Raw genomic sequence first — 12,721 nt, forward strand, 5'->3', positions numbered from 1 at the left:
ATGGTTGATTCGTAAATTGAACTGATGGATCAATGCAGTATTTTGCTATTTATGCAGCCTGGTTTACTGATTAGCATGGCAGGCTGACAGTCATGAACAACGTAGAAGGAATCTCCGGGATGCACACAGATCCATGGATGCCGGGCCTGCGCCAGCAGCGCATCACGGTCGATGACGGGGTGGAGATCAACGCCTGGGTGGGCGGCCAGGGGCCGGCCCTGCTGCTGGTGCACGGCCACCCGCAGACCAGCGCCATCTGGCACCGCGTCGCGCCCCGGCTGGCGCAGCAGTTCACCGTGGTGCTGGCCGACCTGCGCGGCTATGGCGACTCCTCGCGCCCGGCCGGCGACCCCGAGCATGTGAACTACAGCAAGCGCACCATGGCCCGCGACCTGCTGCGGCTGATGGCGCGGCTGGGCCATGAGCATTTCAGCGTGCTGGCGCATGACCGGGGCGCGCGCGTGGCGCACCGGCTGGCCATGGACTATCCCGCCAGCGTGCAGCGTCTGGTGCTGCTGGACATTGCGCCCACGCTGGCCATGTACGAGCAGACCGGCGAGGCCTTTGCGCGCGCCTACTGGCACTGGTTCTTCCTGATCCAGCCCGCGCCGCTGCCCGAGCGCCTGATCGAGGCCGATCCCGCCGCCTATGTGCGCGAGATCATGGGCCGGCGCAGCGCCGGCCTGGCGCCCTTCGATCCCCGGGCGCTGGCCGAGTACCAGCGTTGCCTGGCGCTGCCGGGCAGCGCGCACGGCATGTGTGAGGACTACCGCGCCTCGGCCGGCATCGACCTCGACCATGACCGCGAAGACCGCCAACTCGGGCGCAGGTTGTCCATGCCGCTGCTGGTGCTCTGGGGCGAGGAGGGCGTGGTGCACCGCTGCTTCGATCCGCTGCGCGAGTGGCAGCTCGTGGCCGACGATGTGCGCGGCCGGCCGCTGGCCTGTGGACACTACATCGCCGAAGAGGCGCCCGATGCGCTGCTGGACGCGGCCCTGCCATTTCTGCTGCAGGCCGGGTGAGTGCCGTCATTGGAGGCACTCGGTACGGCATTCGGGCAAGCCGGCAAATAGGGGAAAGGTGCATTCACGCCATATCCGTGACGCCATATGCATGACGCCATAGCGTTTTCCTCCGAATTCAATTGGCATGCCAATCATGTGCGGCAATGGTAAGCAATTGAAAAATCCGGGTGCCTGTCTTGCGCGGGCAATGCCGGGGGCGCAGATCTTGAAAACCGCTGCAGGCAAGGCCTGGCAAGCCCTGGGCAAGGGCCTGCGTCCATGCGTGCCTGCGACAGGAGGCATGGCTGCGTCAATGCGCAGCCCATTGCCGATCTGTGGTGAAACGCCGAACTGATACAGTCGCGCGGCCCGCCCGAGGGGGAGGGTCTTATTCATCACGGGATATTCACAATGAGCAACAAGAAAACCGTAGTGGCCGCTGCCGTGGCATTGGCCGTCGTGGGCTATGGAGGAACCACCTGGTATACCGGCCAGAGGGCCGAGGCTGGCTACAAGGAGGCCGTGGCCGAATTGCGCAAGGTGCTGGGCGAGAAAGTCGTCGTGACCGACGAGTACCACAAGGGATTCCTCTCCTCCCAGGCCAAGCTGGTGCTGCAGTGGCCTGCGGCGCAAGCTCAGGCAGCCGATGCGGCTGACGCGGCTGACGCGGCTGACGCGGCAAAAGCAGCCGACACAGCTGAAGCGCCCGCCGCCGCAGAACCGGTCGCTGCGTCCAAGCCCGTGCGCCTGGTGGTGGACACCACGGTGCGCCACGGCCCGCTGGCCGGTGGCCGACTGGCGGCAGCGGTTTCCGAGACACGCTTTGCGCTCGACGGCCTGGACGAAAAGAGCACGCAGATGCTGGCCAAGGCTGCAGCCCCCACGCTGACCAGCGTGCACCACTTCACGGGCGGCCAGGATGTGCGCCTGCTGCTGCCCGCCGGCGAGCTGGGCGACCAGGAAGTCACCATGCGCTGGCAGGAAATGGTGCTGGACACGGCCCTGGGCGGTGGCAGCGTCAAGGGCACCTGGCGCTGGCCCGAGGTGGCCCTGCTGGGCCTGCCCAGCCGCGACAAGTCCATGGGCGTGGAAGAGGAAGAGGGCGAGGAGGAGGAATCCGACAACGACGAGGCCCTCCCCACCCCGCCGGCCGCAGTGCCCGTGGAGCGCACCAGCATCATGCTCACGGGCCTGGAGAGCAGCTTCGAGAACAAGGTCATCGACGGCCTGTGGGGCCTGGGCCCCGGCAAGGCCAGCGTGCGCATCGCCCGCTTCGGCATGAGCAGCACGCCCGCCGAAGGCGGCGAGGCCAAGACGCTGCTGGACCTCAAGAACGTGGACGGCAGCTCGGTCATCGAGTCCGACAAGACCACGCTGGGCATGACCACCCAGGTCAAGGGCACGGGCCGCATCGGCCCCATCGATTTCGAGTCCGTGGGCTACGAGGAAAAGATCCAGCGCCTGGACATCGAGGCGCTGCGCGGCTTCCAGCGCGTCATGGTCGAGGGCTACCGCAAGGAGGGCCTGGCCAAGGCGCTGGAATCGCTGGAAGAGCAGGGCATGGGCGTGCTGATGCAGAACGCCCCGCGCCTGGTGGCGGCCCTGCCGGCCTACTCCATGAAGCTGCAGGCCACCTACCAGGGCCAGACCGGCCACCTGGAGTACGGCGCCGAAGTGCAAAGCGCGCCCACGCAGGAGCAGGTCGCCCAGGCCGGCTGGATGCCGGCGCTGCTCAAGACCTCGGCACTGCAGGCCAATGCCAGCCTGCCCAAGGCCTGGCTGGAGCCGCTGATCAAGGCATCGGGCAAGCCCGATGTCTCGGCAGAGGATGTGGAAGGCATGCTGGGCATGGCCCAGGCCACGGGCTATGCCCGCCTGGAAGGCGACAAGCTGGTCAGCGCGCTCAAGATGCAGGCCGGCCAGGTCACGCTCAACGGCAAGCCCATCGCCCTGCCCATGGGCGCGCTGCAGTAAGCGGCCATCCACCTTCCGGGCGTCGCCCCGGAAGGGATTCTCAGGGATGCCACTGGCTGGCGCGCACCACAGGGGCCTGTGTGCTGGCGCTGCCCGCCAGCGCATAGGACAGCTGGTTGGCCGCCGCCACCACGGTCTGCGCCATGGCTTCCAGCCGGGACTCGGGCAGGCGCGATGCCGGCCCCGAGATGCACACCGACCCCATCAGCCGCCAGTGCATGCCGAACACCGGCGCCGACACCGTGGCCACGCCCTGTTCGCGCTCGCCGATGGACCAGTGGTAGCCGCGCTGGCGGATCTGCTCGTACACCGGCCCCGGCTCGCCTGAAAACGCCAGGATCACGCGCCCCGGCGAACCCTGGTCCAGCGGCAGCCCCTCGCCCATGCGCGCATGGTGGCGCAGGGCCTGCGGCCCTTCCACGCGCACGAGGCAGGTGCGCACATTGCCTTCGCGCACATAGAAGGCCGCGCTCTCGCCGCTGGCCTGCGTGAGCGCGCGCAGCGCGGGCTCCAGCACGTTCTGCACATCGAAGCCCGCCTGGTAGCGCGCACCCAGCCAGCCTGCCGCCGGGCCCAGGCGCCAGTCCCCATCGTCCCTTTGCACCATGAAGCCCGACTGCGCCAGCGTGCGCGCCAGCCGCAGCACCGTGGTCTTGTGCAGCGCGCAGCGCCGGCTCAGTTCCGCCAGGGACAGGTGCGACTCCCCGAGGGCGAAGGCGCCAAGCAACTGCAAGGCACGCGTGACGGCGATGACGCCGCCGTCCTTGGCCGCGCTGGCCTTGTCATCGGGTGGCTGCGCCGGGGAAGGGGTGCTGGGGGGCTTGTTCATGGTGCAAGGCGTGCAATTGGTTGCGCTGTATGAAATGGCATTGTATGGGTTGAAACGTTTTCATAAAGTTCGTCCCACGCACCGCAGCCATGCGGGCGTTGGACACAACAAACGGAGACAAACCGCCATGCCGATTCCCTCGCTTTCGCGTTGCCTCAACGCACGCCTTCTTGCCGCCCTGGTCGGCGTTGCCGCCATCGTGCCCATGGGCGCTGCACAGGCCCAGGACACCTATCCCCGCAAGCCCATCCGCCTGGTGGTGCCGTTTCCGCCCGGTGGCGGCACGGACATGATTGCGCGCACCGTGGCCCAGCGGCTGGCGGACCACAACAAATGGACCGTGGTGGTGGACAACCGGCCCGGCGCAGGCGGCAACCTGGGCGTGGATGCCGTGGCCAAGGCCGCGCCGGACGGCCATACCCTGGTCATGGGCCAGACCAGCAACCTGGCCATCAACCCCTCGCTGTACGCCAAGCTGCCCTATGACCCGCTGAAGGACCTGGTGCCCGTCGCGCTGGTGTCTTCCGCGCCCATCGTGATGGCCGCGCCGGCCAACTCGCCCTACAAGACCTTTGACGACCTGGTCAAGGCCGCCAAGGCCAAGCCCGACGGCCTCACGCTGGGCTACTCGGGCAACGGCACGGTGGCCCACCTGGCCGGCGAACTGGCCGAGAACGCGGCCGGCATCAAGCTGCGCCATGTGCCCTACAAGGGCGCAGCCCAGGCCATGACCGACCTGGTGGGCGGGCAGATCGATTTCTACATGTCGGCCGTGCCCACGCTGCTGGGCCAGGTGCGCAACGGCAAGCTGCGCGCGGTGATGGTCACCTCGCTCAAGCGCTCCGACCAGCTGCCGCAGACGCCCACGCTGGCCGAGTCGGGCTACAAGGACTTCGAGGCCGTCACCTGGTTCGGCGTGCTGGCCCCGGCCGGGACGCCCCAGGCCATCGTGCAGCAGCTGAACAAGGCCATCAACGACGCGCTGCTGGTGCCCGAGGTGGCTGAGAAGCTGCGCTCCGAAGGCGGCGAGGTGCTGGGCGGCTCGCCCGAGAAGTTCGCCGCGCTGCTGCGCGCCGAGGTGCCGCGCTGGGCACGCATCGTCAAGGACTCGGGCGCCAGCCTGGACTGAGACCGGGGGGCAGGGGCGCCAGCCCTTTCGCTTCCTCCGCGCTTCCTCCTCCCTTCCTTTTTCTTCCTCCATCGAGATCTCGCCATGGACTGCGACAGCCTTGCCGTGCCCGTCCGTTTGGCCTTTGCCTCGGGCGGCAGCGGAACCGTCTTGCAGATGCAGGGCGAACTGCTGCAAAGGCAGGGCGGCGTGCGCTTCATCCACGTGCCCTACAAGGGCGACACGCCCGCGCTGGCCGTGACCTCGGCGGCGCGCCTGAAGGCCCTGCCTGACGTGCCCACCATGGCCGAGGCCGGCATGGTCGGCGGCACGCCGCAGCAATTGGGCGAGCTGCAGAAATCCGACTCCGCCAAGTGGGCCCAACTCATCCGCGAGGCCGGCATCAAGGCCGACTGACGCGCGCACATCTTCCTGATCTTCCTGTTTTTCTTCCCCCCATCTCACCGAACCATCATGAGCCAACTCCCAGAAATCATCCGTGACATAGAGCGCGTGGACGCCCAGGTCGTGCAACGCGCAGCCGGCTTTCAGGCCGCCATCCTGGCCGACGTGGCGGGCCGCCGCGGCACCATGCATGCGCGCGTGGCGCCCGTGCACCAGGGCATGAAGGTGGCCGGCCCGGCCTTCACCGTCGAGGTGCGTCCCGGCGACAACCTCATGATCCACGCCGCCATTGCGCTGGCCCGGCCCGGCGACGTGCTGGTCATCGACGGCAAGGGCGACCAGACGGCGGCGCTGATGGGCACGCTGATGCTCAGCGCCTGCAAGAAGCTGGGCCTGGCCGGCGTCATCGTGGACGGCGCCATCCGCGACCGCCTGGAGCTGCTGGAGCTGGACTTCCCCGTGTTCAGCGCAGGCTTCAATCCCGCAGGCCCGACCAAGTTCGTACCGGGCCGCATCAACCACGCCATCTCCGCTGGTGGCACGACGGTTCACCCGGGCGACCTGGTGGTGGGCGATGCCGATGGCGTGGTCGTCATCGAGCGCGCCAAGGCCCCCGCCATGCTGGAGCTGGCCGTGAAGAAGGTGGCCGACGAGGCCGCCCGCATCGAGGCCATTGCGCGCGGCGACACCGCATCGAAATGGCTGCCCGTGGCCCTGCGCGCGGCCGGCGTGCTCAAGGAAGGGGAATCGCTGTGAGCACCATCATCGTCACCGGCGCCGATCTGGCGCAACAGGCGCTGGACCTGCTGGCGCAGCACGACATCGTCTATGCGGGCAAGACGCCCACCGAAGAGGACCTGGTCGCGCTGTGCCGTGCCCATGATCCCGTGGCCATCATCGTGCGCTACGGCAAGGTGGGCGCGGCCGTGATGGACGCGGCGCCCTCGCTGCGCGTGATCTCCAAGCACGGCAGCGGCACGGACACCATCGACAAGGTGGCCGCCGCCGAACGCGGCATTGCCGTGGTGGCCGCCGCTGGCGCCAACGCGGCGGCCGTGGCCGAGCAGGCCCTGGCCCTGCTGCTGGCCTGCGCCAAGTCGGTGGTGGCGCTGGATGCACGCATGCACGCAGGCCACTGGGACAAGGCCACGCACAAGAGCCTGGAGCTGGGCGGACGCACCGTGGGCCTGGTGGGCCTGGGCGCCATCGGCCTGCGCTTTGCGCGCATGGCCGATGCGCTGGGCATGCGCGTGATCGGCTTCGATCCCTTCGCAAAGAACCTGCCCGCCTACGTGCAGCCCGTGGACCTGGAAACCATCTGGCGCGAGTCCGACGCGATTTCGCTGCACTGCCCGCTGACCGAGGAAAACCGGGGCATGCTCGGCGCCTCCACGCTGGCGGCCTGCAGGCGCGGCGTGATCGTGGTCAACACCGCACGCGGTGGCCTGATCGACGAGGCCGCGCTGCTGGCCGCCGTGCGCTCGGGCCAGGTGGCGGCTGCAGGGCTGGACAGCTTTGCGGTGGAGCCCATGGTGGCCGGCCACCCGTTCCAGGGCGAAAGGAACTTCGTGCTCAGCCCCCATATCGGCGGCGTGACCGGCGATGCCTACGTGAACATGGGCGTGGGCGCGGCCCGCAATGTGCTGGAGGTGCTGGCCCGCGTGCCTGCGGCGGCCGGCGCCTGAGCCAGGGCAGGGGCGTCCTATGCGCAGATCGCCCGCGAACTGAACCTGAAGGCGGATTGATTCGGCCGCCACCCCCCAAAAAAATCTGGAGACAAGCCATGAAATTCCTTGCCGGAACCCTGATCGCGGCCTGCGCCCTGGCCGCCGCCGTGGCCCAGGCCGCCTTTCCCGAGCGTCCCATCACCCTGGTCGTGCCCTATGCGCCCGGCGGCGGCGCCGACGCGGCCGCGCGCCTGCTGGCCACGCGCATGGGCGCGCGGCTGGGCACCAGCATCATCGTGGACAACCGGCCCGGCGCCAGCGGCACCATTGGCGCCAGCCAAGTGGCCAAGGCGCGCGCCGACGGCTACACGGTGCTCTACGACGCCACGCCGTTTTCCATCAACCCGCATCTGTTTGCCAAGCTGCCCTATGCGCGCAGCGCGCTGCAGCCGCTGTCGCTGGTGCTGCTCATGCCCAATGTGGTCGTGGTGAAGGCCGACTCGCCCGTGCGCAGCGTGGCCGACCTGGCGGCCAGGGCCAAGGCGCAGCCGGGCAAGATCAACTTCGCCTCGGGCGGCAGCGGCACGGTGCAGCGCCTGGCGGCCGAGCTGCTGCGCCAGCGGCTGGAGCTGGACATGGTCCATGTGCCCTACAAGAGCGGCGGGCCGGCCATTGCCGATGTGATGGGTGGGCAGGTGGACTTCATGTTCGGCACCATGGCGGCCACCTATCCGCTGGTCACGGGTGGCAAGCTGCGCGCCCTGGCCGTGGCGGCGCCCCAGCGCTCGGCCCGCCTGCCCGATGTGCCCACCGTGTCCGAGACCGTGATTCCCGGCTACGAGGCCTATGAGTGGAACGGCATCTTCCTGCCTACGGGCACGCCCGAGCCCGTGGCCGCGCGCCTGCACCAGGCGCTGTCCGAGGTGCTGCAGGAAGCCGAGGTGCGCCAGCGCCTGAGCGATCTGGGCGCCCAGCCCATGGCATCGACGCCGGCCGAGTTCGCGGCCTTCCTCCGGAAGGAAGACGCCAAGTGGGGCGAGGTGGTGCGCAAGGGCGCCATCGTGCTGGACTGAGCGCATGGCCATGAACGCATCGACCATCGCCGTTGCACATTCGGCCGGCACGAACCGGCCTTTCCGCACGCTGCCGCCGCTGGCCTGCGACAGTCACATGCACATCTTCGATGCGCGCTTTGCACCGTCGCCGCACTGGCCGCGCACGCCGCCGCAGGCCGACGTGGCCATGTACCGTCAACTGCAGCAGCGCCTGGGCACTTCGCGCGCCGTGGTGGTCACGCCCTCGACCTATGGCACGGACAACGCCTGCACGCTGGATGCGCTGGAGCGCCTGGGCGATGTGGCGCGCGGCGTGGCCGTGGTCGCCCACGACGTGGCCGATGCCGAGCTGGACCGGCTGGCCGCGCACCGCGTCTGCGGGCTGCGCGTGAACTTTGTCTCGCCGCAGTCCTGGGGCGAGACCACGGCCCACATGCTGGTCACGCTGGCGCACCGGGTTGCACGGCTGGGCTGGCATGTGCAGATTTTTGTGCAGCCCGAACAGCTGGTGGCGCTGGCGCCAGTGCTGGGCGCGCTGCCCGTGCCCCTGGTCGTGGACCACCTGGGCCGCATCGACCCGGCTGAAGGCATGGAGGGCGTGGAGGGCGCGGCCCATGCCGCGCTGCGCCGGCTGCTCGATGGTGGCAACACCTGGGTCAAGCTCTCCGGCGCCTATATGCGTTCATCGGTGGGCGGCCCTTCCTATGCCGACACGCTGCCGCTGGGCCGCGACCTGGTGCGCGCCGCACCCGAGCGCCTGGTCTGGGGCAGCGATTGGCCGCACACCACCGAGGCGCCGGGCTCCGTCAATGACGCCGACCTGGTGGACCTGCTGCAGGCATGGGCCGGCACGGACGAGGCCATGGACCGCATCCTGGTGGACAACCCCGCAAGGCTGTATGGCTTCGACGGCGCGGCCTGACACTCCAAGAAAGACAGACACCATGTTCCTGCTGCAAGCCCCCCAGGTCTGCGAACTCGAATCGTTCACCACCATGCCCGACGCCCTGCGCCGCCCCGAGCGCAGCGACTGGGCCGATGCCAACCGCAGCGGCGCCGTGACCGACTCCTTCCTCGAAGGGCCGGTGTTCGACGCGGCCGGCCATCTGTACGTGGCCGACATTCCCTGGGGCCGCGTGTTCCGCGTCGATCCGCAAGGCGCCTGGACGTTGGTTGCCGAGTACGACGGCGAGCCCAACGGCATGAAGTTCCTTGACGAGCGCACGCTGCTGATCACCGACTACAAGAACGGCCTGATGCGCCTGGATGTGGCCACGGGGCGCATCAGCCCCTATCTGCAGAGGCGCAACAGCGAGCGCTTCAAGGGCGTGAACGACCTGGTCTTCGATGCCGAAGGCAACCTCTACTTCACCGACCAGGGCCAGAGTGGCCTGCACGATCCCAGCGGCCGCCTGTACCGCCTGCGGCCGGACGGCCGGCTGGACCTGCTGCTGGCCAACGTGCCCAGCCCCAACGGCGTGGCGCTGTCGCCCGATGGCCGCGTGCTCTACCTGGCCGTGACGCGCGGCAACTGCGTCTGGCGCGTGCCCCTGCTGCCCGATGGCAGCGTGGCCAAGGTGGGGCAGTTCTTCACCTCCTACGGCCCCAGCGGCCCCGACGGGCTGGCCGTGGATGACCAGGGCCGGCTGCTGGTGGCCAACCCGGGCCTGGGCCTGGTGTGGGTGCTCAACCACCGTGCCGAGCCCGTGCAGGTGCTGCGTGGCGTGCCGGGAAGCTCGCTCACCAACCTGGCCTTTGGCGGCGCGGACCGCCGCACGCTGTATGTGACGGACTCCACGCACGGGCGCATTCTGCGTGCCCGGCTGGAGGCGCCGGGGCTGGCGCTGCACGGCTTGAACAAGGGCTGAGGCGGCCGTCGCGACCGTCTCAGCCGTCTCAGCCGTCTCAGTCTTCGCAACCGTTGCTCAGGGCCTGGCCGGCATGTCCAGGATCTCCCGGGCTTCCTGCAGCAGGCCTATCCACAGCTGCTCCTGCTGTATGCCGGCCTTGAGCACCAGGTGCTGCAGCCGCCGCTCGCGCGTGGGCGGCTTGTCCAGGAAGTCGCGCTGCTCCAGGCGCTGGTAGACGTCCAGCTGCGCCTGGTGCAGTGCCAGCAGCCGCTGCACTTCGTCCTGCAGTCCGCAGGGTCCCACCACCGCCTCGGCACGCAGGCGGACCATCCATTCCTCGCGCAGCGGCTTGGGGTCTTCCTGCTCGGCCACCCAGCGCTTGAGCTCCTTGCGGCCCGTGGGCAGGAGGCGGTACTGGCGCTTGCGGCCCCGGCCGGATTCGGCGGGCAGGGCCTCGATCCATTGCGCCTCTTCCAGCCGGGCGAGTTCGCGGTAGATCTGCTGGTGCGTGGCGTTCCAGAAATAGCCGATGGAGCGGTCGAAGCGCTCGGCAAGTTCCGAGCCCGAGCAGGGGTGCTCGACCAAGGCGGTGAGAAGGGCGTGTGGCAAGGACATCGGCAACAAAGGGACTGGCGCTGGGCGCCATCTTACGGGCCTGCATGGAGGTGTGGCCAAGCGCTGCAGTCATTTCTGCAATTTTTTGCGCAACCAGTTGCATAAATAAAGGAGGCTGACTACATTCATGCAATCAGTTGCATAAAAAAGCGAGACAGGCATGACCCACTACCCCCACCTGAATGCCGAACTGGACCTGGGCTTCACCACGCTCAGAAACCGCGTGCTCATGGGCTCCATGCACGTGGGCCTGGAGGAGGCGCCCAACGGCTTCGAGCGCATGGCCGCCTTCTACGCCGAGCGGGCACGCGGCGAGGTGGGCTTGATCGTCACGGGCGGCATTGCCCCCAATGAGCGCGGCCGGCCCATGAAGGGCGGCGCCATGATGGTCAACGAACACGAGGCGGACCAGCACCGCATCGTCACGCAGGCCGTCCATGCCGAGGGCGGCAAGATCGCCATGCAGATCCTGCACTTCGGCCGCTATGCCTACCAGCCCGGGCTGGTGGCGCCCAGCGCGCTGCAGGCGCCCATCAACCCCTTCGTGCCGCATGCGCTGACGGGCGACGAGGTGGAGCAGACCATCGAGGACTTCGTGCGCTGCGCAGCCCTGGCCCGGCATGCGGGCTACGACGGCGTGGAGATCATGGGCTCCGAGGGCTATCTGATCAACGAGTTCATTGCGGCGCGCACCAACCACCGCGATGACGAATGGGGCGGCAGCTACGCGGGCCGCATGCGCTTTGCGGTGGAGATCGTGCGGCGCACGCGCCAGCGTGTGGGGCGGGACTTCATCATCATCTACCGCCTGTCCATGCTGGACCTGGTGGAGGGCGGCTCCACGCTGGAGGAAGTGATCGCGCTGGCCCAGGCCATCGAGGCCGCAGGCGCTACGCTGCTGAACACGGGCATAGGCTGGCACGAGGCGCGCATCCCCACCATCGCCACCAAGGTGCCGCGCGCCGCCTATGCCTGGGTCACGCAGCGCGTGATGGGGCAGGTGGGCATCCCGCTGATCACCTCCAACCGCATCAACACGCCCGAAGTGGCCGAGCGCCTGCTGGCCGAGGGCTACGCCGACATGGTCTCCATGGCACGGCCGCTGCTGGCCGATGGCGACTTCGTGCGCAAGGCACGCCAGGGCCGGGCCGACGAGATCAACACCTGCATTGCCTGCAACCAGGCCTGCCTGGACCATACCTTTGGCGGCAAGATCACCTCCTGCCTGGTCAACCCGCGCGCCTGCCATGAGACCGAGCTGTTGATTGCGCCCGCGCCCGCCGCCAAGCGCATCGCCGTGGTGGGCGCCGGCCCGGCGGGCCTGAGCTTCGCCGTCACCGCCGCGCAGCGCGGCCATGCGGTGACGCTGTTCGATGCGGCCAGCGAGATCGGCGGGCAGTTCAACATTGCCAAGAAGGTGCCCGGCAAGGAGGAGTTCCACGAGACGCTGCGCTACTTTCGCCGCCAGCTGGAGCTGGGCGGCGTGGACCTTCGCCTGGGCCACCGCGTGGAGGCGGCCCAGCTCATCGAGGGCGGCTATGACGAGATCGTGCTGGCCACGGGCATACGGCCGCGCGTTCCCGCCATCGACGGCGTGGACCATCCCAAGGTGCTCGGCTACCTGGACGTGCTGCAGGGCGACAGGCCCGTGGGCGAGCGCGTGGCCATCATCGGCGCGGGCGGCATAGGTTTCGATGTGGCCGAGTACCTGACCCATGCCGGCGACAGCGGCGCCGTGGCACCGCGCAAGTTCTATGCGGAGTGGGGCATAGACACGGACTACGCCCAGGCCGGCGGCCTGGCGCAGCCGCAGGCCGAGCCTTCACCGCGCCGCGTGCACCTGCTGCAGCGCAAGTCCACCAAGGTGGGCGACCAGCTGGGCAAGACCACGGGCTGGATACACCGCACCTCGCTGAAGGCACGCAGTGTGGCCATGGGCTCGGGCGTAGCCTATGAGCGCATCGACGACGCCGGCCTGCACATCACCGTGGACGGCCAGCCGCAATTGCTGGAGGTGGAAAACGTCGTGCTCTGCGCGGGCCAGGAGCCGCAGCGCGAGCTGCATGCGGCCCTGAGCGCGGCGGGCTGCAGCGTGCACCTGATCGGCGGCGCCGACGTGGCGGCCGAACTCGACGCCAAGCGCGCCATCGCGCAAGGCACCACGCTGGCGGCCAGCCTTTGAGGGCGCCGCCCGATTCCGTTTTCCACCTCAAC

At 68.8% G+C, this 12,721-nt stretch carries 12 protein-coding genes and 1 pseudogene; 10 read left to right on the forward strand and 3 right to left on the reverse strand.

Features of this window, described 5'->3' with window-relative positions:
- The first annotated feature begins 119 nt into the window (after window positions 1-119).
- A complete protein-coding gene (locus DELCS14_RS12870) occupies window positions 120-1,022 on the forward strand; it encodes an alpha/beta hydrolase (protein ID WP_012206086.1) in 903 nt (300 codons plus the stop codon).
- A 6-nt stretch (window positions 1,023-1,028) separates the two neighbouring features.
- Here DELCS14_RS12870 and DELCS14_RS30470 read toward each other — a convergent pair whose 3' ends face one another.
- A complete protein-coding gene (locus DELCS14_RS30470; protein WP_156897988.1) occupies window positions 1,029-1,400 on the reverse strand; it encodes a hypothetical protein in 372 nt (123 codons plus the stop codon).
- Between the two features lie 15 nt (window positions 1,401-1,415).
- Here DELCS14_RS30470 and DELCS14_RS12875 point away from each other — a divergent pair, with 15 nt between their 5' ends.
- Window positions 1,416-2,978, forward strand: a complete 1,563-nt coding sequence (locus DELCS14_RS12875; protein WP_013801999.1) for a YdgA family protein — start codon at window positions 1,416-1,418, stop codon at window positions 2,976-2,978.
- Between the two features lie 40 nt (window positions 2,979-3,018).
- On the opposite strand, the gene DELCS14_RS12880 is transcribed toward DELCS14_RS12875, so the two are convergent.
- Window positions 3,019-3,807: an IclR family transcriptional regulator gene (locus DELCS14_RS12880; protein WP_013802000.1), complete on the reverse strand. Its 789-nt coding sequence runs from the start codon at window positions 3,805-3,807 to the stop codon at window positions 3,019-3,021.
- 127 nt (window positions 3,808-3,934) lie between these two features.
- On the opposite strand from DELCS14_RS12880, the gene DELCS14_RS12885 reads away from it, so the two are divergent.
- The 7 genes and pseudogenes from DELCS14_RS12885 to DELCS14_RS12915 all read left to right on the forward strand — a co-directional run bounded on the left by DELCS14_RS12885 (window position 3,935) and on the right by DELCS14_RS12915 (window position 9,910).
- Complete coding sequence (locus tag DELCS14_RS12885; protein WP_013802001.1) at window positions 3,935-4,936, forward strand: tripartite tricarboxylate transporter substrate binding protein; 1,002 nt, start codon at window positions 3,935-3,937, stop codon at window positions 4,934-4,936.
- A gap of 96 nt (window positions 4,937-5,032) precedes the next feature.
- Window positions 5,033-5,332 (forward strand): annotated as a pseudogene (locus DELCS14_RS12890) (tripartite tricarboxylate transporter substrate-binding protein); the annotation flags it as partial.
- Window positions 5,333-5,389: 57 nt separating this feature from the next.
- A complete protein-coding gene (locus tag DELCS14_RS12895) occupies window positions 5,390-6,076 on the forward strand; it encodes a diguanylate cyclase (RefSeq protein WP_013802002.1) in 687 nt (228 codons plus the stop codon).
- Complete coding sequence (locus tag DELCS14_RS12900; protein WP_013802003.1) at window positions 6,073-7,005, forward strand: NAD(P)-dependent oxidoreductase; 933 nt, start codon at window positions 6,073-6,075, stop codon at window positions 7,003-7,005. The genes DELCS14_RS12895 and DELCS14_RS12900 overlap by 4 nt, the downstream gene beginning before the upstream one ends.
- Before the next feature lie 98 nt (window positions 7,006-7,103).
- Window positions 7,104-8,060: a tripartite tricarboxylate transporter substrate binding protein gene (locus DELCS14_RS12905; protein ID WP_013802004.1), complete on the forward strand. Its 957-nt coding sequence runs from the start codon at window positions 7,104-7,106 to the stop codon at window positions 8,058-8,060.
- 10 nt (window positions 8,061-8,070) lie between these two features.
- Window positions 8,071-8,964: an amidohydrolase family protein gene (locus DELCS14_RS12910; RefSeq protein ID WP_085929083.1), complete on the forward strand. Its 894-nt coding sequence runs from the start codon at window positions 8,071-8,073 to the stop codon at window positions 8,962-8,964.
- Window positions 8,965-8,986: 22 nt separating this feature from the next.
- Window positions 8,987-9,910, forward strand: coding sequence for an SMP-30/gluconolactonase/LRE family protein (locus tag DELCS14_RS12915; protein ID WP_013802006.1), 924 nt, complete (start codon window positions 8,987-8,989; stop codon window positions 9,908-9,910).
- A gap of 57 nt (window positions 9,911-9,967) precedes the next feature.
- On the opposite strand, the gene DELCS14_RS12920 is transcribed toward DELCS14_RS12915, so the two are convergent.
- The gene (locus tag DELCS14_RS12920; RefSeq protein WP_013802007.1) at window positions 9,968-10,507 is read right to left on the reverse strand and encodes a PadR family transcriptional regulator; all 540 of its coding nucleotides are present in this window, start codon (window positions 10,505-10,507) and stop codon (window positions 9,968-9,970) included.
- Between the two features lie 160 nt (window positions 10,508-10,667).
- Here DELCS14_RS12920 and DELCS14_RS12925 point away from each other — a divergent pair, with 160 nt between their 5' ends.
- Window positions 10,668-12,689, forward strand: a complete 2,022-nt coding sequence (locus DELCS14_RS12925; protein ID WP_013802008.1) for an NADPH-dependent 2,4-dienoyl-CoA reductase — start codon at window positions 10,668-10,670, stop codon at window positions 12,687-12,689.
- Window positions 12,690-12,721: the final 32 nt, after the last annotated feature.

The sequence above is a fragment of the Delftia sp. Cs1-4 genome (assembly GCF_000214395.1).
Classification (GTDB): domain Bacteria; phylum Pseudomonadota; class Gammaproteobacteria; order Burkholderiales; family Burkholderiaceae_C; genus Comamonas; species Comamonas acidovorans.

Bases quoted from the DNA above. Each gene is read 5' to 3' on its own strand.
- DELCS14_RS12880 (WP_013802000.1), bottom strand. From the start codon at position 3,807: ATGAACAAGCCCCCCAGCACCCCTTCCCCGGCGCAGCCACCCGATGAC.
- DELCS14_RS12910 (WP_085929083.1), top strand. From the start codon at position 8,071: ATGAACGCATCGACCATCGCCGTTGCACATTCGGCCGGCACGAACCGG.
- DELCS14_RS12920 (WP_013802007.1), bottom strand. From the start codon at position 10,507: ATGTCCTTGCCACACGCCCTTCTCACCGCCTTGGTCGAGCACCCCTGC.
- DELCS14_RS12925 (WP_013802008.1), top strand. From the start codon at position 10,668: ATGACCCACTACCCCCACCTGAATGCCGAACTGGACCTGGGCTTCACC.
- DELCS14_RS12905 (WP_013802004.1), top strand. From the start codon at position 7,104: ATGAAATTCCTTGCCGGAACCCTGATCGCGGCCTGCGCCCTGGCCGCC.
- DELCS14_RS12885 (WP_013802001.1), top strand. From the start codon at position 3,935: ATGCCGATTCCCTCGCTTTCGCGTTGCCTCAACGCACGCCTTCTTGCC.
- DELCS14_RS12875 (WP_013801999.1), top strand. From the start codon at position 1,416: ATGAGCAACAAGAAAACCGTAGTGGCCGCTGCCGTGGCATTGGCCGTC.
- DELCS14_RS30470 (WP_156897988.1), bottom strand. From the start codon at position 1,400: ATGAATAAGACCCTCCCCCTCGGGCGGGCCGCGCGACTGTATCAGTTC.
- DELCS14_RS12915 (WP_013802006.1), top strand. From the start codon at position 8,987: ATGTTCCTGCTGCAAGCCCCCCAGGTCTGCGAACTCGAATCGTTCACC.
- DELCS14_RS12895 (WP_013802002.1), top strand. From the start codon at position 5,390: ATGAGCCAACTCCCAGAAATCATCCGTGACATAGAGCGCGTGGACGCC.
- DELCS14_RS12870 (WP_012206086.1), top strand. From the start codon at position 120: ATGCACACAGATCCATGGATGCCGGGCCTGCGCCAGCAGCGCATCACG.